Here is a 22,331-nt window from a genome sequence, read left to right on the forward strand (position 1 = left end):
TCTGCGCATGGCTCGGGTCGATCCTTCGGTGCTGGAGATGCCGGACGATGCTGCGGCCGGCACGATGCCGTACTTCTCGCACATCGAGGTGTGGCTGCGGGCCGAGGTCGACGGGCTGAGCGATGTGCAGCTCGACCTCGACGACCAGTCTCCCGACCGGGAGCTGATGTGGTGGTCGATCCGGCGGCAGGTCAGCCATATCGCCTGGGTGTCGCTGATCTTCGCGAAGCGGCGCTGCGGGATGCTGCTGTGGCCCGACGGCGATATTCCCGAGCCCATCGTATGGGCCGAGCATCACCAGGGACGCAACAACAAGCACGGGCTGCGGCTTGACCCTGAGCTGTTCTGGGACGTGCCCGATCTGCTCGACAAGCTTGACCTGGGCCTGAGCTGGATGCGCTACGTGGTTGCGTCTCATCCGGTGGAGACGTTCCGCGAGATGGTCGAGTCACGTCACAGCACACATTTCTGGGACGACGCCATCACGGTGCTCCCCCGTGGGGCTTGGCATGATCCCGACGACGAGCGGATGATCGTGAACACGCTCGAGTGCGCGATCTGGATGCTCTTCTACGAGATGGCCTCCCACATCCGCTCCATCCAGCGGATCAAGGAGATCCAGGGGCTGACATCGGCCGTCGAGCTGACGCGCTTCGGCTACCTGCGTCTCCCCCACTACTGGGGCGAGACCGACGCCCCCGCGCCCAGCATCACCAAGCTGTGAGCCTGAAGGTCATTCTCGACTGCGACCCAGGCCACGACGATGCGGTGGCGATCCTGCTGGCGGCCCGACAGTGCGAAGTACTGGCCATCACGACGGTGTCGGGGAACGCCCCGCTGGAACTGACCACGGCGAACGCGTTGCTGATGTGCCAGCTCGCCGGGCTGGACATTCCGGTGCACGCGGGCGCGGAAGGGCCGCTGCTCGTACCCGCTGCCCACGCCCCGCGTGCCCATGGGGCAACCGGGCTGGACGGGCCGCCCCGGCCCGATGTGCACACCGAGGTCGCCAGCAACAACGCCGTCAGCGTCATCATCGAGACAGCGCGATCCCACGACGACGTGTGGCTCGTGCCGGTCGGGCCGCTCACGAACATCGCGCTGGCCATCCGCCAAGCGCCGGACATCGTCGAGCGAGTGGCCGGCATCTCGCTCATGGGCGGTGCTGTCGGGCCGGGCAATGTCACGCCGACGGCCGAGTTCAACATCTGGGCAGATCCTCATGCGGCGCAGATCGTGCTCGCCGCCGGAGTGCCGCTGGTGCGCATGGCCGGGCTCAACCTCACCCACCAGCTCTGCGTCGGGCCGAACGAAACCGCCGCTTTGCGGGCGCAGGGCGGCATTGTGCCCGAGTTCGTCGCGGGTCTATTCGACTTCTACCTCGCCGGCTACCGCGAGCGGGCCGGGTTGGATGCAGCACCCATGCACGATCCGTGTGCAGTGCTCGCCGTGACACACCCCGATCTGTTCACTTTCGGCGCCCGACATGTCGATGTGGAGACGGCCGGCGAGCTCACGCGCGGCATGACGGTGGCAGACGAGCGGCCCGGCACCGACGCCACGCCCAACTGCGATGTCGCCTACCGCATCGATGCCGCGGCGGCGCTCGAACTGATCATCGACGCCGTGTGCAGCTACGGCTAGATCCCGGCGCTCGGGGCGGCCACGTCGGTACCGTTGCCGCTGTGCCCACCGACAGCACTGCGAACGGCCCGGCGTTCCGGCTGAGCCAGTACAGCCATGGTGCGGGCTGAGCTTGCAAGCTCGGGCCCTCCGAGCTGGCGCAGGTTCTGCGCCATCTGACTCCCCCATCGCACCCGGATCTGGTGGTCGGCACCGATACCAGCGACGATGCCGCTGTGTGGCGGCTCGACGGCGACCGGCTGCTGGTGACGTCGACCGATTTCTTCGCTCCGATCGTGGACGATGCCCGCACCTGGGGACGCATTGCGGCCGCCAATGCAGCCAGCGACATCTACGCCATGGGCGCCAACCCGCTGTTCGCCCTCAACCTGGCAGCCTGGCCCCGTGATGTGCTCCCGCTGGACCTGCTCGGCGAGGTGCTGGCGGGCGGCGCCGATGCCGCGGCAGACGGCGGCTGGGTGGTGGCCGGCGGTCACACGATCGACGGGCCAGAGCCGGTATATGGCATGTCGGTCACTGGCACCATCGCAGCTGCCGCCGGGGAAGCGGGCCTGCTCACCAATGCCGGCGGGCAACCGGGCCAGGCGCTCGTGCTCACCAAACCGCTCGGCACCGGCCTGCTCGCAACCGCGCTGAAGCGTTCGGCCCCCGAGGCCACCCAGCCGGGCGGCGATCTGCATGCGGCCTACGAGACCGGCGTGGCCGAGATGTGCAGACTCAACGACGCAGCGGCCGCCGCGGCCATCAGGGCAGGAGCGACAGCGGCCACCGATGTCACAGGATTCGGCCTGCTGGGACACCTCGCTGAGCTCGCTGCAGCCAGTGAGGCGGGTGCCGTGGTGGACGCCGGCGCAGTGCCGCTGCTACCCGACGTCATCGGGCTTGCGACCGGCGGCTTCGTGCCCGGAGGAACCGGCCGCAATCTCGATCACCTGGCTGAGCGTCTCGACGGCAGCGACGAGCTCACCCGCACTGTGCTCGGAGATCCGCAGACCTCGGGAGGCCTGCTGTTCAGCTGCGATCCCGCACGCGCCAACGACGCTGTGCGCGAGCTACGCGACAACGGCCACGACGCCGCCGTGATCGGCGAACTCACCGACGGCGGCGGCACAGTCGGAACCATTGCGATCGCCGGCACCGTCGCCGGAGACGACCGTCCAGACGCAGGCTGAGGAAATGTCTGCGAGTGCGCGGCGGGGTGTGTTTCCCGGCTCATTCAACCCGCCCACCACCGCCCATCTGGCCATCAGCGAGGCCGTGGTCGGTCAGCACCGACTCGATGTACTCGTGTGGTCGGTCAGCCGGGTGGCACTCGCCAAGGAAGACGTGCAGCGCCCGCGGCTCGCCGACCGCATCGCCGTGCTCGAAGAGGTCGCCGCGCCGATCGACTCGCTGGAGATCGATGTCACCGACGCGCAGCTGCTGTCGGACATCGCAGCCGGCTTCGACGTGATCGTGATGGGCGCAGACAAGTGGCAGCAGATCCACGACCCGGTGTTCTACGGCAACGACCCAGCACAGCGGGACGCGTCGATCGCTGCACTGCCGACGGTGGCTATTGCGGCTCGGCCGCCGCACGATTGCCCCGCCGAACTGGTGCTCGACCTGCCCGACTGGGTGGGCACCGTGTCGAGCACCCAGGCCCGCACCACCGACCCGGCACTCATGGCACCCGAAGCGGCCCGCTTCGACACAGACACCGGCGCGTGGACCGACCCAGCGCGCTACGAAGCCTGGCTGGCCGGGCTCGGCCGCTGAGGCCAGGTTCGAGCCGCATAACCTCCCCGAGTCAACCAAGCCGGATCATCCCCACGCTCTATGGTGTGGAGTCGTATGGTGAGGTTCCCAGGCGACCGGCGCGGTTGAGTTGGAAACGCTGACTGAGTGGAAGACCCCGGTCCAAGAGCGGTCCAGGCGCCGATTCGACCTGATCCTCAAAGCGGCCGGCGCCGAGTTGGCAGAGGCGGGCTGGCACAGGTTCACCATGGAGTCGGTGGCTGAGCGGGCCAACGGCTCCATCGGCTCGGTCTACCGCTACTTCCCCAACAAGCTGAGCCTCATCGCGGCCCTTGTCGACAGCCAGAACGAGATGCTGCTTCCCGTCTTCGAAACCCCCTTTGACGGCGACCGGCCCTTCGAGGACGCCGTATCTGAGCTGATCCACAACTACGGAGCCGCGGTGCGCCAAGTGCCCGGACTGCTGGCTCTGGGCCGCGCCGCGCTCGTCGACCACGACGCCCACGAGCTGTTCCGCAGTGCCCTCGGCCCCGTGCGCCAGTGGATAGCAGCCGCCCTGGGCCACCGACTCCCGAAGATCGACCCCGCCCGCATCGAGAACATCGCGATAATCCTCGTGATCGCCATCGAGTCGCTGCTGCTGTTCTCCCACCAGCCCTACGCCCCAAGCCGAGAAATCATCCTACGAGAGACGTTGCTCATCCTCCGGGGCTACATCAACGAGCTATCGCAGGCAAGCCCATAGCCGACCGTTTCCGGCCGGCGAGTTTTCGCCGGCGCTATGGGCCGTGGGTTTGGAGACAGTGCCAGAACTCGGCCGGCATCAGCTCCACCAGCACCCACATGACGACGGGGCGGGTTTTGCTTCACAGGCCGGCCGCATTTGACTTCACTCGCTAATATCTGAGGGTATTCTCATGTTTATGGAGGTGTGGGGATTCCAAGGTTCCGCGATGGGTGAGTCAACTGAGATGGGACCACCCAACGAGTGGAGGGTCCCGATACAGGAGCGCTCTCGGCGCCGATTTGACGAGATCCTCGCAGCGGCGAGCGCAGAACTGGACGACGTGGGCTGGCAACGGCTCACCATGGCATCCGTCGCTCGGCGGTCCAACGGCTCGATTGGCTCGGTCTACCGCTACTTTCCCAACAAGCTGAGCCTGGTCGCAGCTCTCATCGAGCAGCAGAACGAACGATGGCTCAGCGTGCTCGACGCCGACGCTCACGACGAGACGCCCTTCGAAGACACCGTTCTGGCCATCGTCGACCGGTACGGGACCGAGGTGCGCGGAACTCCGGGCCTGCTGTCCATCAGCCGCGCCGCGCTGGTCGACGGCGACGCATATCAACTGTTCCAGCGTGCTCTGTGCCCAGTGCGCCAATGGACGGCTGAGGCTCTGGGGCACCGGTTGCCCAGGCTGGAAACGTCCCGCTTGCAGGAGGTTGCCGCGGTCACTGTCGAGGCCGTCCAATCGCTGATGTTCTTCTCCTTCCAGTCTGATTCCCCTACTCGGGGCGACATCCTCCAAGAGCTTCGCCTGATCGTCCGGGGCTACTTCAACGAGCTCAGACAAGAACACGACCGACAATGACGCTCCCGTCATGACCGCCGCGCGCCAGCGTGGCTTAATGTGAGGGTTAGCTCATGTAGTGTGCGTGCCGCGATGCCTCTGCGTCTCTTGTTCGGTTCCAGGGTCGGCGCGGTGGTGTCAGTCGCGCTGCTGTTGGCAGTCGTTCCCGCAAGCGCTGCTGCCCAGCAGGACGCGCTGAGCAGACACGGCGTACTGGGCAAGCAGAGCGCGTCGGTTGCGGTGGACGCGTCGGATGCGTCGTTGGCTTCTTTGTCGTTGACGGGGGCCGATCTGGCGTTCGACCCCGATCAGAGCCAGTACTGGATGGCCTACGGGGTGGCGGTACAGAATCCCACCATTGTGGCTACGGCTGCCCAGCCGGGGGCGCAGGTGGAATTCCGCCCGGCTGACGCCGACCCCGACACTGCTGGCTACCAAGCGAGGTTGTCGGGTTTGCAGGCGGTGCACGTCATCGTCACTTCGCCCGACGAGTCCGCCAGGCGTATCTGGTCGATCTGGCTGTTCGACTACCGGCTCACCGCGTTGAGCGTCGAGGGCTTTGACCTCGGTTTCGATCAGGCGACAGCCGACTACAGCCTCGAGGTGCCCCACAGCAACGCCACGATCACACTCACCGCCAACGACGGCACCCACACCTTTGCCTACAGCCACCCCGACGCAGACTCGGCAGCCAACGGCCACCAGGTCGCGCTTCAACCGGGCGACAACACCGTGACGGTCACCGCCACGCCCGAGGTGCCCATCGTCGCGGTCCCCCAGACCTACACCATCGCCGTCACCCGCCTGCCCGATCCCTCGGAGGGTTTGCACACTGGCGACCCCCTCACCGGCACTTTCGCGACCGTGCCACAGAGCCACAGCGGGTCACGGGGGTTCACCCTGTCTCTGCTTTTCAGCGACGACGTGTCGACCAGTTTCCAGGAGCTGCGGTACTGGACGATCAAGGTGATCGGTGGCCGGCTGCAACACATGCAGTTGATGGATTCCACCAACACGGCTCGCTGGTATCTGCTTGTGACCCCGTCGGGCGACTATGACGTCACGATCTCCTTGGAGGCGGGGCAGTCGTGCGGGGACATCGCGACGGTCTGCACCGCTGACGGCAGAGCCCTGTCCCACGACATGGAAGTGACGGTGGTCGGCCCCAACGGTTCGGCCACCCACCCGTCTGTGGCGTCCTCGGAGGTGTACCTCGTCTTCGACGACGGCCCCCAGCCCGAATTCACCCCGCGGATTCTTGACGTGCTGAAGCGTCATGGAGCCAAGGCGACCTTCTTCGTCACGGGCGTCAATGCCAGCGCTCACCCCGACATCGTTCAACGCGCGGCCAACGAGGGCCACACGTTCGGCAACCACACCTGGAATCACGAAGTCTTGACGGAGCTGACCCTTGACGAGTTCAACAGCACGATCAACCGAACCCAAGAGACGCTCGGCGATCACGCCACCGACTGCCTGCGACCTCCGCGCAACGCGTCAGATCACAACGTTGTCGAGTGGACCCAAGCACTCGGAATGCGGATCATTCCCTTCACGGTCAACGTCCGGGACTGGCAATTGCCGGGCGCCGAGGTCATCGCCGATCGCATTGTCTGGGGCGCCGTGCCCGGATCGGTGATCTCCCTCCACGACGTTGACGCCACCGGCGAGCAAACCGCGGAAGCGCTCGATCTTGCCCTCACCAGGCTGGCGGACTCCGGGCTGAACTTTGCGCCGCTCTGCAATGCAGCACTCCCCGCACCGGAGCCTTCGACCGCACCGGAGCCTTCGACCACAACGGAGCCTCCAGCCGCGTCGGAACCTCCGGCTGCGCCGACGAATCTGACCGCAGCAGTCAACGACGACGGTCACATCGTGCTGAGCTGGGACGCGGCGTCTGACACGGATGCGGTGACGGGCTACCAGATACTGCGCCGCCGCCCCCGCGAGGGCGAGAACACCCTGACGGTGTACGTGGGCGATACCGGCAGTGCCGCGAACACATATACCGACACTGCGGCGCCGGCCGGCACGCTCTATGTGTATCGCGTCAAGGCGCACAACAGCGCAGGCACCTCGGCACGCTCGAGCTACGTCAACGTCGACCACATCTCCTGAAGCGAACCGAGACCTCGCTTCGCCATGCGGCAGCCCGCACCTAGAGTCGGCACCGGCCGCAGGACGCGATGTCCCGCCGAACTGATCACATGTACCCGGGAGTGTCATGGACGAGATCCTCGACGTGGACCTGCTGGCCTTCGAGCAGGGATCGCCGGCCCAGCGCAGGGCGGTGACCGAGGGCGTCATGGCCAGCCTCCGGACGGGCTTCGTCTACACGGCGCACGACCTCTCGGGCGGCCTGCTCGACGACGCATACGGCGTGCTGGGTCGGTTCTTCGCCCTCGAACCCGGCGCCAAGAAGCGCTACGTCGACGCGGAGTCGTTCGGCGCCCGCGGCTATACCGGTCCGCTCACCGAGACCGCCGCCATCTCCGACCTTCCCGACTGGAAGGAAATGTTCAACTGGAGCGATCAGCCGCCCGCCGGCCACCCGCTCACCGTTCAGTACGGCCGCTGGTATCGGCCGTCGATCTTTCCCGATGACGACATCGACGGCGCCGGTGCCATTCTCACCGAATTCCACCGGCGGCTCGTCGAACTGCAGCGACGCTTCCTGCGCGTCATCGCGGAGGGCATCGGCGCCCACGAGACCTACTTCGACAGGATGACCACCTACGGCACGCACCTGTCCCGGGCCATTCACTACCCGCCGATGTCACATGCCCCGGGCGGCGGCAGCGAGGGCCATATCTGGGCCGACGAGCACGCCGACATCAACCTCATCACCGCCCTGCCCCGAGCGACCGACCGCGGCCTGCAGGTGAGCATCGACGGCCAGTGGATCGATGCCGCCCCGCCCGACGATCACGTCATCGTGAACTCGGGGATCATGCTGGAGCACGTCACCAATGGCCTGATCGGTGCCGGGTGGCACCGCGTCAAGGCCGACCCAGACCAGCACACCAGCCGGCTCAGCGTGGTGCAGTTCTGCCACCCCCGCCCATCCACGGTCCTGGTGCCGGCGCCCTCCACGGTCACGCCTGAGCGACCGTGCCGCTACGAGGCGGTCTCGGCCGAGAATCGACTCGAAGAGGTGATCTGGGAGATCAATTTGATTCCCGACGCCCGCCGCATCGATTGAACGCGTCTGGGCCGCCCGTTAGAGCTCGAGCAGGGCGTTCTCGATGACCTCGGTCAACGCGGGGTGGATATAGAACTGCTCACGGGCCATCTGGTCGACGGTCTGGCCGAAGGTCATGCCCTGGATGAGCTGCTGGATCAGGGTGGACGCCTGGGGCCCGATGATGTGTGCGCCGAGCAGCTCACGGGTCTCGGCATGCGCGATGAGCTTGGCGAAGCTGGCGGTGTCCTCCATCGCCCAGCCGTACGCCGTGTGGCCGAAGGGCTTGTTGGCCACCGAGATCGACAGACCCGCCGCCCGGGCATCGCGCTCGGTGAGGCCAACCGAGGCGACCTGCGGGTGCGAGAACACCGCATGGGGAACCAGATCCTCCCGGACGGTGTGCATGGGACCGTCGGCTTGCCCCTCGGCCACCAGCAGGTTGTGCCGCAGCGCCCGCACCTGCGCGTTGGCGAGATGCTTGAGCTGGGTTTCGCTCGACAGGTCGCCGAAGGCCCATACGCCCGGCGCCGAGGTGCGGTAGTACTCATCGGTCAGCACACGGCCGTCGTCGTCATCCACTCCGGCGAGGTCGAGGGCGAGCTGATCGCCGTTGGGCACTCGCCCGGTGGCCACCAGCAGCACATCGGCGGTTGCCGACTCGGCATGACCGCCACGGGTGAACTCGACCGTGTAAGTGTTGCCATGGGCACTGGGCGAGCCGTCGGCGGCGCACACGAAGTCCGCGGCTGCACCCCCTACTGACGTCACCGTCGAGCCGAGGCGCAAGTCGAAGTGGCGCTGCGCCGCTGTCGTGAATGCCGCAGACACGTCGTCGTCCTCGGCCCGCAGCAGCCGTTCGCCCCGATTCACCACCGTGACCTCGGTGCCCAGCGCCGAGAACACGTATCCCAGCTCGCAGGCGATATACCCGCCACCCAGCACGATCATCGAGGTCGGCAGCGCATCCAGCCGCATCACCGTGTCGGACGTGTGGAACGGCACCGTGCCCAGTCCCCGGTAGGGCGGCACGAACGCCCGAGCGCCGGCACCGAGCACCACATGGCGCCCCGACACCGATTCGGTGGTGCCGTCGCCCATGCGCACCGCCAGGCACCGGTCGCTCACGAAACGGGCATCGCCCTCGAACACGGTGATGTTGGGGCATTCGGCACCGAAGCGGTAGTCGCGCCCCCCGCTGGCGATGGGGTCGATGCGGCCGAAGACGCGATCCCGGATGGCAGGCCAGTCGGCGCTGTCAAAGCTGGCGGCGATGCCGTAGTCGCCGGCGGTCGCAATGGTGTCGGCGACGTCGGCCGCGTACACGAACATCTTCGAGGGAATGCAGCCCACGTTGAGGCAGGTGCCGCCGAACGTGCCGCGCTCGACGATCGCTATCGACCAGTCGTCGAACTCGGGACCCGGGATGGAATTGGCCGAGCCGGTGCCGACGATGACCAAGTCGAAATCTGCCATGTGAGCAGTCAATCAGCGCTTCTCTCCAAGAGCAGCGGCAGGCCTCACACCAGCGCTTGATAGACGAGCGCCTTGAGCTCTGGGCGGATCGGGTGGACGCTGGAGGGCAGCAGCTGCGTCAGGAAGACGAGCGTGATGTCTTCGACCGGATCCACCCAGAATGCTGTCGACGCAGCCCCGCCCCAGGCGAACTCGCCCTTGCTGGAGACGACCTTAGCCTTGGCCGGATCGAGCACGACGGAGAAGCCCAGGCCGAAGCCGACTCCGTCGAAGGCGGCCTCCGAGAACAGCGCCCGGCCGCACTCGGTGAGGTCGGTCCCGCCCGGCAGATGGTTGCTGGCCATGAACTCGAGGGTGCGCCGGCCGATGCTGCGGGTGCCGTCCAGTTCGCCGCCGTTGCGCAGCATCTGGGTGAACCGGTGGTAGTCACCCATGGTGGACACCAGTCCCCCGCCCCCGGAGAGAATCTTGGGCGGTCCGAGGTAGGCCGAGGTGCGCGGGTCATCCATCAGCGTGCGCTGCAAGCCCGGATCGTCGGGCCGGTATGGCGGCACGGTCGGCCCCGTGTTGCCTGCTGCCTCGCGTGCCGCCAGCGTGGCCGTCGTGTAGTTGGCGGCAAACCGTTCCACATCGGCGGCAGGCACCTCGAAGCCGGTGTCGACCATGCCGAGCGGCCCGGTCACGTGCTCGACGAGGTACTCGTCGAGCGACTGACCCGAGACGACCTCGACGACACGGCCCAGAACATCGGTGGAGTAGCTGTAGTTCCACTCGGTGCCCGGATCGAACAGCAGCGGGAGCGATGCGAGCACTTCGCAGGTTTCCTCGAGGTTGCCGGGGGCACCCCAGTTGAAGCCGTTGGCCCGGTACAGCGCGTCGACCTCATTAGCGAAGTGGAAGTCGTAGGTCAGGCCAGACGTATGGGTGAGCAGGCTGTGGACGGTCACCTCGCTGGTGGGCTCGCGAGTCTGGTACTGCATCACGTTGCCCCCGGCGAAGACGCGTGCGTTCGCAAACTCCGGGATCCAACGCGAGACCGGATCCTTCAACTGGAAGCACCCTTGCTCGTACAGCTGCATCGCAGCGATCGACACGATGGGCTTGGTCATCGAGTAGATGCGATAGATGGTGTCGGCGGTGACCGGCAGCGACCGCTCGCAGTCTCGCTGGCCGTAGCGGTGTGTGTAGGCGGTCTGGCCGCCGCGCGTCAGCAGCACCGACACGCCCGGCAGGCGCCCGTCGTCGACATATCGATCCAGATGAGCGGCAATGCGCTCCAGCCGACCGGCGTCGAAGCCCACCTCGGCCGGATCGACGGTTGGCTCGATGTCTGAGGTGATCGATCCCATCACAACCTCCGGTGTTCGCTACTCGCCGTCCTGCAGGCTACGGCTCAGGAATCGGCCGAAGGCTCTGTCAGCGGCGCTCGGAAAGGTTCAGGACGCAGCAGCTGACGGTGGCCGCGGCCGGGAGCTGTTCAGTGGTCGCGATGCCACGCTCGACGACCGCCTCGGCGAGATCGGGGTCGGACCAGCTTGCGACAGTCTGGAAGCCTCGCTCCTCGTAGACCTCGACTGGTTGACCGCCCATGAAGCCCATCACCGGCCTCAACGACGGCGACGCCTTCGCGACCACGGCCGCCGCGCCGGTGGCGGCCGCCCACTCCAGCATGCGGTCGAGCAGCCCGGCCCCGATGCCCCGACCGAAGTAGCGGCTGTCGCGGTCGTCGGTGTCGTCAAGCTGGCCGACGTGATAGCAGAAAACGCTGATCGTGCCGGGGGGAAGGGTCGGTGCCCGGCCGTCGAAGTCCATCCAGTACACCGGATCCCAGATGCTGTTGGGGCTTCGCTGTCCGGGGATGTACCTCCGGAACTGCAGCTGCCCGACGTGGCGGTCTCCCTCGAATGCCAGGATCGCAGCGGATCCAAGGCTGGCGATCCGCTCTGCCAGTTCGTCGGGTTCGCCCATGCACCCCACAGGAACCGAGCCGACGTCGGAGGCCACCATCGCTCGATAGGCGATGTGCTGCGGCGTTGACATCCCCGTGTCACCTGTCATCGGGCCGCATGCTACGGCCCAGGCACTTTCCGGTCGCGTCGGCGCGGCGCTCCGGACCGTCCCGCTAGCGAATGCACGCCCGCTGCGGCGTGCGGGCCGGCGGCCGCCCCGAACAGATTGCCAGAAACGGATTCCTAAACTACACAGAAACTATGGAAATAGATTGAGAATAAAGCTCTTGACAGCAGGCAAGCAACCGCAACTAGAGTGCCGCAGACCCGTCGGACGCTCGGCAATGCGACCAGGGCTTCCGGCATCAAGCGAAGCAACGAGAGGTGAAGCGCCTGTGAAGACCACGCATGAATTCTGTTTGTTTGTCGAAGGCGCCGACCTGACCGTTGCGGGAACCGTCGAGCGGCTCGAGTGCGCCGGCTACTCGCACCCAGCCGCGGCGGCCGGGGACGGCATCCAGGCCCTCGTGTTCGTCCGGGCAGCGGATCGGCTTGCCGATGCGGTCGAGGCAGTCGCGTCGGATGCCGAACAGATCGAAGGCGTCAGCATCGCCCGTGACTTCCGTACCGGCACGGCAGCCGCCTTCGATCCCCGCACGCTGGACTCCATCGGCCTGTGCGCCGAGGCGGCACGAGCTGGTGCTGCCGGCACGGCCAGCACGGCACCGGTGCGGCCCGCCCGGCGAGCCAGACGTCCACGGCATCGCAGCTCGGCGACCTCGCTCACCTAGAAGCCCAGCGGCCTCGGGCACGACAACGTGCCGTGCGAGAGCGCACCTAGAGTTCTGCGGTGTGGATGTCAGCGGCAGGCGAGATGGCTGAACAGGAACTGCTCTCGCGCTTGCTGATCGTCCGCCACGGCGAGTCGGTGGCGATGGCTGAAGGCATTGTCGGCGGGCCCAACGGATGCCGCGGGCTCACCGAGCGAGGCCGTGCGCAGGCCGCTGCACTGCGGGACAGGTTTGCTGCGGGCCGTGAGCCAGCGGTGGACGTCGTGTACTCCTCCCCGCTGCCGAGGGCACGCGAGACCACCGACATCGTCCTGCCTGCGCTGGGCAGCGGCCCTGAGCGCGGCAAGCTCGACGTGCACATTCGCGACGACCTCGAGGAGATGCGTCTCACTCCCGCCGACGGCATGACGTGGGAAGCCGCACGCGAGCGCTTCGGGTTCGTCCAGCCGATGGACCAGCCGTACACCGAGGTGATCCCAGGAGGCGAGAGCCGTGCGGGCTTCCGCCATCGCGTCGCGCAAGCCCTGAACGACATCGCCGCAGCGCATCCGGCCAAGACCGTGTTCTTGGGCTGCCACGGCGGCATCACCTCCGCCGCGATGGCCATGGCCTTCGGCATCGCGCCCAGCCATCGGGGCGTCGGCGTGGTCACGGCAGTGACGTCCATTACCGAATTGGAATTGCTGGCCTTCGAGGGGCGGCGCCTGTGGCAGGTACGGCGATTCAACGACGCCGCGCATCTTGCCGCCGTCGAGGCGGCCTGAGCCGCTGCGTGCAACGGGGCAGCATCGGCAGCCGCTGCAACGCTCTAACTTGGCCTTGCCCGGGTTGTTCGACGCGGGGTCGTCGGACACTAGGTCCGTGAACTTGTCGGGAGGACCAGATGCTGGTTGAGCGAATCGAAGCGAAGTGGATCGACGCGTTCGCGTCGGTCTTCGAGCTGTGCGGCGTCGATGACAGCCAGACCGCCGCCATCCTGTCGGAGAGCCAGAGCCGGGCCGTCAACGTGAACCTGGCAGAGCTGGCGCTGGATCGCCTCGGCACACCGCCGATCCACGTCGTCGTGCCGACGCCGCGCCAGTCCGCACCCGTGCCGGTGCGCTCCACCGGCGCGTCCGATGCCATCGCCGGTTCGACCGCGGTGATGGCGGCCCTGAGCGCGGTGGACTTCGTGGTCGACTGCACGGTAGAGGGGCTGCTGCACGCGCCTGAGCTGCCATCCATCCTGGGCGAGGGCTCCCGCATCCTCATGGTTTCCAACGAGCATCCCGAGGCGCTGGAGCGGCTCCTGCCCGAGCCCGACCTCGAGCCGAAGGTCAAGGTCGGCATCCGCAAGCTCATCGGGGCCTCGGAGATGGCGGTGACCTCGGCGGCAGGCACCGATCTGGTCGTCGACGTCAGCGGAGCACCGTGCGGCGGCGGCTGGGGCTACACGTCACGTCCGGGCACGATCAGCCACTGGCCCGGCGGGCTGTGCCTCGCCTTCCCGAAGGCGGGCACCGTCAACGGCACCATCGTGATGGACCGCGGCGACATGAACCTCACGTTCAAGCGGTACATCGAATCGCCGGTCACGCTGCACATCGACGACGACTACGTCGTGAGCGTGGAGGGCGCCGGCACCGACGCCGCACTGTTCCGCAGCTACACCGATGCCTGGGGCGACCGTGAGGCATACGCCACCAGCCACGTGGGCTGGGGCATGAACCCCGGCGCTCGCTGGGACACCCTGTCGATGTACGACCGCAGCCAGACCAACGGAACCGAGCAGCGGGCCTTCGCGGGCAACTTCCTGTACTCCACCGGGGCGAACGAGCACGCCGGCCGGCACACGCTGGGCCACTTCGACCTGCCCATGCGTAACCACAGCGTGTTCCTCGACGGCGAGGCAGTCGTGATCGACGGCCAGCTGCAAGGCGAACTGGCCTGAGGGCACCCGTCGGCAGCCTGGTCCCAGATCGTCACCCGACCGACTGCTGGCCGGTGCCGTGAGCGATCCCGGGCCGCTGTCAGCCGGCGCCGATCTCGCTGCGCGTGTCGAGCGCTGGGCCGATCATCGCCCCGACGCGACCGCGGTGGCGTTCGAAGGGGTCGAGCACACGTACCGCTCGTTCTCCGACCAGATCGGGGCGACGGCTGCATGGCTCGCTGCGGCCGGGGTGGGCGAAGGCGACCGTGTGGCGTGGCTGGGCCCGAACCGGCCTGCCGCACTGCGGCTGCTGCTGGGATGCTCGTGGCTCGGTGCCATCTACCTGCCGCTGAACTCGCGGCTGGCACCGCCCGAGCACCGGTGGATCCTCGACCACGCCGGGCCCGGCCTGCTGGCGGTTGATTCGGGATTCGAGCAGCATGCAGAATCGATCGGGGCGGTCTGCAGGGTCGCAGTGGTGCCTGACGAGCCGAGCAGCTTTGGCGTGTCCGGCACGGTTCCGCCGCGCCGGGGCACGCCGGCTCACCCGGTGCTGCTCGCTTACACGTCGGGCACGACCGGTCATCCCAAGGGGGCGCTGCTGGACCAGGCGGCAATGTCGGCGAACGCCGTCAACTCGACCCACGCCCACGACCTCACCAGCACGGACCGGGTGCTCACCACCATCCCGCTGTTCCACGTGGGCGGGCTCAACATCCAGACGCTGCCAGCTCTGCTGGGAGGAGCGGCGGCGCTCATCGAGCGCGCCTTCGATGCCGGGCAGTTCCTCGACGATGTCGAGCAGTGGCAGCCGACCTGGACGGTGCTGGTGCCCGCCGCGCTGACCGCCGTGGCCGCCCACCCGCGCTTCGTCACCGCCGACTTCGGCTCGCTGCGCGGGATCATGACGGGATCGTCGCCCGTGCCGGCGGCCGCAACCCAGCCCTTCTTCGACCGTGGCGTGCCGGTCGGGCAGATCTACGGTTCCACCGAGACCGCTCCGATCGCGGCGCACCTGCGCTGCGACGAAGCGGCGGGCCATCCGGGCTCGTGCGGCAAGCCCTCGACCATGTGCGAGGTGCGCATCGTCACCGATGCAGGGGCAGACGCGGCGCCGGACGAGCGCGGCGAGCTGTGGGTGCGCGGGCCGAGTGTGCTGCGCGAGTACTGGCGTGACACCGAAGCCACTGCTGATGCCATCACCGACGGCTGGTTCCACACCGGGGACATCGGGCACGCCGATGCGGACGGCTGGATCTACATCGACGATCGCCGCACGGACATGATCATCTCCGGGGGCGAGAACGTCTATCCCGCCGAGCTCGAAGAGGTGCTCTCGGGCACCGACCTCGTCGCAGAATCGACCGTGGTCGGCGTGCCCGACGAGCGCTGGGGCGAGGTGCCGGTCATCGTGGCCGTACGGGCGACCGGGCCGGCGGCCGCTGCCGGCGCCGCTGGCGATGCCGAGGCCGAGGCCGCTGAGCTCCTGGCGCTGTTCGATGGGCGCCTGGCACGCTTCAAGCACCCCAAGGCAGTGTTCTGGACCGACCAGCTTCCCCGCACAGCGCTCGGCAAAGTCCGCAAACACGAGGTACGAGCAATGCTCAACGAGAATCAAGGAACCGGCCGTGCCGTCTGACGTCGCCTTCATCGGGCTCGGCGTGATGGGCTTCCCGATGGCGGGCCACCTCGCGGCGGCAGGTCACCGCGTGGCCGTCTTCAATCGAACCGTGAGCGTCGCGCAGCGGTGGTCAGGCGAGCACCAGGGCCGGGTGGCCGCAACGCCTGCGGAGGCCGCGGACGGCGCCGACATCGTGTTCATGTGCGTCGGCGCCGATGACGACGTGCGAGCGGTCGTCTACGGCGACGACGGTGCGCTCGCCGCCATGGGCGAGGGCTCAGTCCTGGTCGATCACACCACCGCATCGGCTGACCTGGCGCGGGAACTGTCCGCGGCGTGTGCCGAGCGTGGCGTGGGCTTCGTGGACGCACCCGTCTCCGGCGGCGAGGCCGGGGCGCAGAACGGCGTGCTGACCGTCATGTGCGGCGGCGAGGCCGCCCACTTCGAGCGGGCCCGTCCCGTCATGGACGCCTACGCGCGCGCCGTGACGCTCATCGGAGGCGCGGGATCGGGTCAGCTCACCAAGATGGTCAACCAGATCTGCATCGCCGGGCTGGTGCAGGCCCTGTCGGAAGGCCTCGAGTTCGGCCGCCGTGCCGATCTGGACCTCGACGCCGTGCTCGACACGATCTCTCAAGGCGCCGCCGGCTCATGGCAGATGGCCAATCGCGGCACCACGATGAAAGCCGGCGAGTTCGACTTCGGCTTCGCCGTGGACTGGATGCGCAAGGACTTGGGCATCGTGCTGTCCGAGGCCGAGCGCAACGGCGCTCCCCTGCCGGTCACCTCGCTCGTGGACCAGTTCTACAAGCGCATCCAGGAGCTCGGAGGCGGCCGCTGGGACACCTCCAGCCTCATCACGCTGCTGCTGCCGCCCGAGCGTCGCCCCTAGCGCCCGGGCGCTACGGGTCATCGCTCGCAGGGGCCCGAGACCGGCAGCACCGGCGCGGGGACACACCCGTCAGGGCGTGGGGTGCAGCGGCAGCAGTTCCTGGCCGAGCGCGGCCCGGTAGGTGTTGTGGAAGTGGTGCAGCGCCGGCTCATTGCGGCCGAACACGACATGTTCGAGCGCCCCGCTGTTGGCCGAGCGCTGCTGGCTGGCGCTCATCACGTAGTCCTCGTCGCGGATGACGTTGCTGAATGCCCGCGACGCCTCGGCCATGAAGTCGAACTCGGCGTCGTCGCGTGCCACGCCGGGCCGCAGGTAGAAGGAGATCTGGCTGGTGTGACGGCCGGGCTCGGTGGGGTGGGGATACGCCCGCACCAGGAACAACACCTCGCGTGACGGGATCAGCTGCACGTTCGGGAACAGCCAGTACACCGGCAGCCCGTAGCGAGTGATGTCCCACTCCGACGGGGGCCGCTCGCGGGCGTCGTCGATGCCACGACGGCACAGGATCAGCCGGTGATGGCGCCCGAACTCGTCGTAGCACTGCACGTTGCCGTAGAAGTCGTTCGACAGCGTGTCCGAGTGCAGCACCGGGAAGTGGTACGTCTCGCCGAACGTGTCCATGGCGAGCTTCCAGTTGCAGTCGACCTCATAGGTGTCACAGCCGAGCCAGCCCAGCTTGCCGAAGTCCCACCCGGCGATGTCGGCCGTGAGCTCCTCGCCCAGCAGCGCATCGGGGTCGAGCGTGCCGCCGGGCTGCGGGTGCACCCACAGCAGACCGTGGCGCTCGAGAGCCGGCAGCTCCAACAGCCCGAGGTCGTCGCGGTCGAGCTCGCCGAAGTGATCCGACTTGGGCAGGCCGACCAGTGCGCCGTCGGCGTCGTAGGTCCAGTTGTGGAACGGGCAGGCAAAGCGGCGCTTGCGCCCGCGCGGCTCGGTCTCGATGACCACGCCGCGGTGACGGCACGAATTCACGAACGCCCGGAACCGGCCGCTGGGCGACCGCACCAGCAGCATCGGCGTGCCGAGGTCGTCCTGGGTCATGAACGAGCCGGCCTCGGGCAGGTCGCCCGACAGCCCCACCATCTGGGGGTGGGTGTCGAAGAACTCGCGCCGCTCGATGCGGGCAAGCTCACGGTCGGTGTAGGAGGACGTGGGGTTGTAGCGCACGCCGCCGGCGTCCACGTTGGTGCCCGAGTCAAGCCGCGCCAGCAGCGTCTTGATGTGGCTGACCTGTTCAGCGTGATCCACGGCGGAAGTATGCCACCGCCCGGCGTTCGGGAGCAGTTCCTCAGCGAAGCCAGTCGTTGAATTCGGGCTGGCGCTTGGACAGGAAGGCCGAGACGCCCTCGGCGGCGTCTGGCAGGTGATCGGTGATCGCAGTCTTGGAGGCGATCTCGTCGAGCGACTGCTCCCAGGTCATCTCCGCTGCCAGCAGGATCGACCGCTTGAGCATGCGCATCGACACCTGCGGGCCGTCGGCCAGCTCCGCTGCGAGCTCCGCAGCGGCCGAGGGCAGATCGTCATCGTCGACCACCTCGTGCACGAGCCCTAACTCGTGCGCTGTGTCGGCATCCACGATCCGCTTGCGCATCATGAAGTCGGTCGCCCCGGCGACACCGAGGTGCTGCACCAGCAGCCACTGGCCGCCCTCGTCGGGCAGCAGCCCGAAGCGCAGCGTGGCGGAGCCCATCCGGGCAGAGCGTGCCGCGACGCGGAAATCGCACGCTAGGGCGAAGCTGAAGCCGGTCTGGATGGCGAAGCCGTTGATGGCGGCAACCGTCAGCTTGTCGAGCCGGCGCACCGCGGTGTTGACGGCCTGGGAGATCGTCCGCAGGCTGTTGTAGGTGCCCGCGGCGTTGTGATGGCCTCCGAAGATCTCGGGCATCGCCGAGGGATGTTCCGCCTCGTAGCCGCCCAGGTTGTCTCCGGCCCAGAACGCACGGCCCTGCCCGGTGAACACCACGACCCGCACGGCGTCGTCCATCTGGACTTGGGTGATCAGCTCGATCAGGTCCCGCTTCATCGAGTGGTTCGACGCGTTCATCGACTCGGGCCTGTTGAACGTCACTGTCAGCACGCCGTTCGACCCCAGCGCCTGCTCGAATCCGAAGTACTCGGTGTCCAAGTAGCTCGCTTGCTCACTCGTCATAACTCGTTCCCCCCTGTGCAGGCAGGCCCGCCGCCGCGGCGGGTCGCATGCTGAAACTAGTGAAATCTCGGCGCATGGGTACGCTGCCCGCCGTGGCTCCCGAGTCCGGCGAAGCAGACGATGCGCTGGTCGCGCCCTTTGCGCCGTTTGCTCCCTTTGACGGGGTGCTCATGCTGCGGCTCGACACCGAGACGCCGGCCGGCGAGCAGACCTACTACGTCACGCCGTTTGTGACCGACGGCGGGCGGCTCTTCGTGTTCGACGAGCCCGGCGACCGCAGCGATGCGTTGGAGGAACTGCTGGTGGGCAACCGCACAGCCGTGAGCTCGAACGCCACGGGTGCGCTGCGGGTCGGTGCGGTAGGCGATCTGCCCACCCCGGCGGAAGAGGCATGGGCGCGCGACGCGTGCTCCGCCCGGTTCTTCTACGACCAGGCACTGCAGGATCTCGCCCAGCTCGGCGGCCTCGTCACGTTGCACCCCGCCTGAGCGATCTCAACCCCTGCAGGGGGCCGGGCTCTAGTGTGCGCTGGATGCGCACAGCGATCGGGTTCGGAGGGCCGGCGTCGGGCAAGCGGCGCGACTGGGACGAACAGGTCGAGTTCCTGCGCGAGGCAGAGCGGATCGGCGTGGACATCTTCTGGTCCGCCGAGGCGTGGGGCATGGACGGTGTCTCGACGCTCGCGTATCTCGCGGCGGTGACCGAACGGGTCAAGCTCGGCACCGGCATCCTGCAGATCTCCGCACGGGCGCCTGTCATGACCGCGATGACCGCGCTCTCGCTGGCGGCCATGACCGGCGACCGGTTCATCCTGGGGCTCGGCGTCAGCGGGCCACAGGTGGTCGAGGGGTTGCACGGTGTGCGCTTCGCCGATCCGCTGGGCCGGCTGCGCGAGACAGTCGACATCTGCCGCCAAGCCTTCGCCGGCGAGAAGATCGCCTACGACGGCCGCCACCATGTGCTTCCGCTGCCAGACGGGCAGGGCAAGTCGCTGCGCCTCGCGCAGCCCGCCAACGACTCGATCGAGATCTGGCTCGCAACCCTCGGCCCGCGCTCGCTGCGGTACACCGGCGAGGCCGCCGACGGCTGGGTGGGCGTGTGCTTCGTGCCGAGCTGCCCGGAGGCCACCTGGGGTCATGTGCTGGACGCCGCGGCGGCGGCCGGCCGGCCGCCGGGCTCGGTCGCCTGCCAGGCCGGGGGCGCCGTCGAGTTCGGCGACGACCCCGAGGCTCTCATCGCTCCCCGACGGCCCGGCATCGCCTTCACGCTGGGGGCGATGGGATCGGCGACCGCCAACTTCTACAACGATGCCTACCGCCGCGGCGGCTTCGAGGATGAATGTCGCCACGTGCAACGCCTCTGGCTGGACGGCGACCGGGCCGCAGCAGCGGCTGCAGTCCCGGACCGGCTCGTCACCGAGACCAACTTCTTGGGCACGCACGAGCAGGTCACCGAGCAGGTGCGGGCGTACCGCGATGCCGGCGTGGATGTCCTGCGCCTGCAGCCTGAAGGGCCGACCGCCGCAGCCCGGCTGGACACGCTGGCGGAGATGATCGACATCGTGCGGGACGTCAGCGACGAAGGGGCGACGGCAGCGACGGCCTGAGGCTGCCTGCTGATCGGGCGCGGGGCGACATCCGGCATGGCTGGTGCATCACTACCGTGGTGGGCATGGCTGGGCAATCTGAGACAGGACGATCTGTCACCTTCTCCCCCGAGGAGCTGCGCGAACGGCTGACGCCGATGCAGTACCACGTCACCCAGGAAGCGGGCACTGAGCGGCCCTTCTCAGGCGATACGTGGGACAACCATGCCGACGGCCAGTATCGCTGCGTGGTCTGCGGCGCCGAGCTCTTCGAATCCGGGACCAAGTTCGAGAGCGGCTCGGGCTGGCCGAGCTTCACCCAGCCGGTCTCCGACGACGCCGTGGACACCGAAGTCGATCGCTCCTATGGGATGGTCCGCACCGAGGTGATGTGCAAGGCGTGCGGTGCCCACCTGGGTCATGTCTTTCCCGACGGCCCCCGGCCCACGGGAGACCGCTTCTGCATGAACTCCGCGTCGCTGCAGTTCGTGCCCTCCGACGACGAGTCAAGCTGAGGCCGGCTCAGCGCCGGCCCGCTCGGCCCTCACTCCAAGTCGAGGCTGAGCTGGGTGGCGATCGGCTCGTCGGGGAACAGCTTCACGACGTCCGCATCGAGTTCGCGTCGCACGCCCGCCACCGGCAGCACCGTGAGCATTGCCGACTGACCCTGGCGCAGCAGGCTCAGCACCTGGTCTTCGTCCACCAGCAGCACGTCCGTGCCGCTGATGACGATGTTGGCCGAGGCGACCTCGCCGCCGAGCTGGTCGCGCAGGTACTCGAAGGCCCGGGCGATCGAGCGCAGGTCGATGCCCTGGTCGCGCATCTTCTTCGCGATCTTCAGCTCGACGAGGTCGTTGTAGGAATAGCGGCGCCGCGAGCCGCTGCCTGCAGCGTCCGCAACCGACGGCTTCACCAGTCCCTTGCGGGCCCAGTGATCGAGCTGGCGGTAGGTGATGCCGACTAGCTGGGCAGTCTGCGGGCCCGCGAATCCCTCCGAGAACGCCCCTGCGTCCGACGGTTCCGCGGGAGACGCTGACGGCATCGCCGGCGGAGGCTCCAACCCCTCACCCGACTGCGGCACCCCAAGGGAGGGCGCAAGCTGCTCGTTGGCCATCGGAGGCTCCTTCGGGTTGCGATTCAGACTGCGAATCACACCAAATCACACACGGTGAACTACTGGGCTGTGATCTATAGTGCCTCAGAGGGTACGGGGCGGCGTCGCCGCGGCGCAAGGGGCCAATTCGAGGGCACGTCCGGCAACCGGTCGCCGGGCGTCACTCGGGGTCGCTGGCCTCCGCCGTCGGCCCGAAATCGTCAGGCTGCACGTCGTCGAGGAACTGCTTGAACTCGTCGAGGAGCTCGTCGGGGTCGACATCGGCAGGCTCGTCGGGCGGCAGCTCGATGATCTGTCCCGCTTCGTCCAGCACGGCCTCGCTGGCGAAGATCGGCGTATCGGCGCGCACGGCCAGCGCTACGGCATCACTCGGTCGCGCAGAGATGGTGTGGGTGGACGACCCGATGGTCACCTCCATCTCGGCAAAGAACGTGCGGTCGCGAAGGTCGGTGACGGTGACCTTGGTGAGCGTCGCGCCGAGGACGTCCAAGATGGCTGCCATGAGGTCGTGCGTGAGGGGCCTCGGCACGCGGATCTGCTCGATGCCGCGGTAGATCGCCTGCGCCTCGGGCGTGTCGATCACGACCGGCAGCACCCGCTGGGAGCCGCTCGTCTCCCGCAGCAGCAGCAGCGGGCTCTGCGAGGGCATCTCCACCTGCACGCCAAGAAGTTCCATCTCGACCATGGAATGCACACTACTTCGGCCCTTGCG

Annotated in this window: 23 protein-coding genes; 16 read left to right on the plus strand and 7 right to left on the minus strand. The window is 67.8% G+C overall.

What is annotated here, in order from left to right:
• Nucleotides 1-7: 7 nt before the first annotated feature.
• The 8 genes from ACOGW9_RS00760 to ACOGW9_RS00795 all read left to right on the plus strand — a co-directional run bounded on the left by ACOGW9_RS00760 (nt 8) and on the right by ACOGW9_RS00795 (nt 8,154).
• Entirely contained in the window at nt 8-724 is a 717-nt protein-coding gene (locus tag ACOGW9_RS00760; protein WP_419907441.1) for a hypothetical protein, read from the plus strand.
• Nucleotides 721-1,644 (plus strand): nucleoside hydrolase, encoded by a 924-nt coding sequence (locus ACOGW9_RS00765; protein ID WP_419907442.1) that lies wholly within the window; start codon nt 721-723, stop codon nt 1,642-1,644. Before ACOGW9_RS00760 ends, ACOGW9_RS00765 begins: the two co-directional genes overlap by 4 nt.
• Nucleotides 1,645-1,685: 41 nt before the next feature.
• On the plus strand, nt 1,686-2,816 hold the full coding sequence (selD, locus tag ACOGW9_RS00770) for a selenide, water dikinase SelD (protein ID WP_419907445.1): 1,131 nt from the start codon (nt 1,686-1,688) through the stop codon (nt 2,814-2,816).
• A 4-nt stretch (nt 2,817-2,820) separates the two neighbouring features.
• Nucleotides 2,821-3,402: a hypothetical protein gene (locus ACOGW9_RS00775; protein ID WP_419907447.1), complete on the plus strand. Its 582-nt coding sequence runs from the start codon at nt 2,821-2,823 to the stop codon at nt 3,400-3,402.
• Between the two features lie 109 nt (nt 3,403-3,511).
• Nucleotides 3,512-4,126, plus strand: coding sequence for a TetR/AcrR family transcriptional regulator (locus ACOGW9_RS00780; RefSeq protein ID WP_419907449.1), 615 nt, complete (start codon nt 3,512-3,514; stop codon nt 4,124-4,126).
• A gap of 208 nt (nt 4,127-4,334) precedes the next feature.
• Nucleotides 4,335-4,973 (plus strand): TetR/AcrR family transcriptional regulator, encoded by a 639-nt coding sequence (locus ACOGW9_RS00785; RefSeq protein WP_419907451.1) that lies wholly within the window; start codon nt 4,335-4,337, stop codon nt 4,971-4,973.
• Between the two features lie 72 nt (nt 4,974-5,045).
• Complete coding sequence (locus tag ACOGW9_RS00790; RefSeq protein WP_419907453.1) at nt 5,046-7,070, plus strand: polysaccharide deacetylase family protein; 2,025 nt, start codon at nt 5,046-5,048, stop codon at nt 7,068-7,070.
• 106 nt (nt 7,071-7,176) lie between these two features.
• On the plus strand, nt 7,177-8,154 hold the full coding sequence (locus tag ACOGW9_RS00795; protein ID WP_419907455.1) for an isopenicillin N synthase family dioxygenase: 978 nt from the start codon (nt 7,177-7,179) through the stop codon (nt 8,152-8,154).
• A gap of 18 nt (nt 8,155-8,172) precedes the next feature.
• On the opposite strand, the gene ACOGW9_RS00800 is transcribed toward ACOGW9_RS00795, so the two are convergent.
• From ACOGW9_RS00800 to ACOGW9_RS00810, 3 genes are all read right to left on the minus strand, one after another.
• Nucleotides 8,173-9,609: a mycothione reductase gene (locus ACOGW9_RS00800; RefSeq protein ID WP_419907457.1), complete on the minus strand. Its 1,437-nt coding sequence runs from the start codon at nt 9,607-9,609 to the stop codon at nt 8,173-8,175.
• 44 nt (nt 9,610-9,653) lie between these two features.
• A complete protein-coding gene (locus tag ACOGW9_RS00805) occupies nt 9,654-10,958 on the minus strand; it encodes a serine hydrolase domain-containing protein (RefSeq protein ID WP_419907459.1) in 1,305 nt (434 codons plus the stop codon).
• A 67-nt stretch (nt 10,959-11,025) separates the two neighbouring features.
• A complete protein-coding gene (locus ACOGW9_RS00810; RefSeq protein ID WP_419907461.1) occupies nt 11,026-11,667 on the minus strand; it encodes a hypothetical protein in 642 nt (213 codons plus the stop codon).
• A 286-nt stretch (nt 11,668-11,953) separates the two neighbouring features.
• Between ACOGW9_RS00810 and ACOGW9_RS00815 the strand changes: the two genes are divergently transcribed.
• From ACOGW9_RS00815 to ACOGW9_RS00835, 5 genes are all read left to right on the plus strand, one after another.
• Nucleotides 11,954-12,349 (plus strand): hypothetical protein, encoded by a 396-nt coding sequence (locus tag ACOGW9_RS00815; protein ID WP_419907463.1) that lies wholly within the window; start codon nt 11,954-11,956, stop codon nt 12,347-12,349.
• Between the two features lie 65 nt (nt 12,350-12,414).
• Nucleotides 12,415-13,113 (plus strand): histidine phosphatase family protein, encoded by a 699-nt coding sequence (locus ACOGW9_RS00820; protein WP_419907709.1) that lies wholly within the window; start codon nt 12,415-12,417, stop codon nt 13,111-13,113.
• A gap of 119 nt (nt 13,114-13,232) precedes the next feature.
• A complete protein-coding gene (locus tag ACOGW9_RS00825; protein WP_419907465.1) occupies nt 13,233-14,279 on the plus strand; it encodes a peptidase M29 in 1,047 nt (348 codons plus the stop codon).
• Nucleotides 14,280-14,337: 58 nt separating this feature from the next.
• Nucleotides 14,338-15,897 (plus strand): AMP-binding protein, encoded by a 1,560-nt coding sequence (locus ACOGW9_RS00830; protein ID WP_419907467.1) that lies wholly within the window; start codon nt 14,338-14,340, stop codon nt 15,895-15,897.
• Nucleotides 15,887-16,771 carry an NAD(P)-dependent oxidoreductase gene (locus ACOGW9_RS00835; RefSeq protein WP_419907469.1) on the plus strand — a complete coding sequence of 295 codons (885 nt, stop codon included), beginning with the start codon at nt 15,887-15,889 and terminating at the stop codon, nt 16,769-16,771. Before ACOGW9_RS00830 ends, ACOGW9_RS00835 begins: the two co-directional genes overlap by 11 nt.
• 69 nt (nt 16,772-16,840) lie before the next feature.
• On the opposite strand, the gene ACOGW9_RS00840 is transcribed toward ACOGW9_RS00835, so the two are convergent.
• Nucleotides 16,841-18,019 (minus strand): aromatic ring-hydroxylating oxygenase subunit alpha, encoded by a 1,179-nt coding sequence (locus ACOGW9_RS00840; protein ID WP_419907471.1) that lies wholly within the window; start codon nt 18,017-18,019, stop codon nt 16,841-16,843.
• A gap of 40 nt (nt 18,020-18,059) precedes the next feature.
• Complete coding sequence (locus ACOGW9_RS00845; RefSeq protein WP_419907473.1) at nt 18,060-18,920, minus strand: enoyl-CoA hydratase/isomerase family protein; 861 nt, start codon at nt 18,918-18,920, stop codon at nt 18,060-18,062.
• Between the two features lie 92 nt (nt 18,921-19,012).
• Between ACOGW9_RS00845 and ACOGW9_RS00850 the strand changes: the two genes are divergently transcribed.
• The 3 genes from ACOGW9_RS00850 to msrB all read left to right on the plus strand — a co-directional run bounded on the left by ACOGW9_RS00850 (nt 19,013) and on the right by msrB (nt 21,020).
• Nucleotides 19,013-19,408: a hypothetical protein gene (locus ACOGW9_RS00850; protein ID WP_419907475.1), complete on the plus strand. Its 396-nt coding sequence runs from the start codon at nt 19,013-19,015 to the stop codon at nt 19,406-19,408.
• A 44-nt stretch (nt 19,409-19,452) separates the two neighbouring features.
• On the plus strand, nt 19,453-20,526 hold the full coding sequence (locus ACOGW9_RS00855; protein ID WP_419907477.1) for an LLM class flavin-dependent oxidoreductase: 1,074 nt from the start codon (nt 19,453-19,455) through the stop codon (nt 20,524-20,526).
• Nucleotides 20,527-20,591: 65 nt separating this feature from the next.
• Nucleotides 20,592-21,020: a peptide-methionine (R)-S-oxide reductase MsrB gene (msrB, locus tag ACOGW9_RS00860; RefSeq protein WP_419907479.1), complete on the plus strand. Its 429-nt coding sequence runs from the start codon at nt 20,592-20,594 to the stop codon at nt 21,018-21,020.
• A 29-nt stretch (nt 21,021-21,049) separates the two neighbouring features.
• Here msrB and ACOGW9_RS00865 read toward each other — a convergent pair whose 3' ends face one another.
• The gene (locus ACOGW9_RS00865) at nt 21,050-21,619 is read right to left on the minus strand and encodes a MerR family transcriptional regulator (RefSeq protein WP_419907481.1); all 570 of its coding nucleotides are present in this window, start codon (nt 21,617-21,619) and stop codon (nt 21,050-21,052) included.
• 160 nt (nt 21,620-21,779) lie between these two features.
• Nucleotides 21,780-22,304: a bifunctional nuclease family protein gene (locus ACOGW9_RS00870; RefSeq protein WP_419907483.1), complete on the minus strand. Its 525-nt coding sequence runs from the start codon at nt 22,302-22,304 to the stop codon at nt 21,780-21,782.
• Between the last annotated feature and the right edge of the window lie 27 nt (nt 22,305-22,331).

Origin of the sequence: Candidatus Poriferisodalis sp., assembly GCF_965203655.1 — a bacterium.
Classification (GTDB): Bacteria; Actinomycetota; Acidimicrobiia; order Acidimicrobiales; family Poriferisodalaceae; genus Poriferisodalis.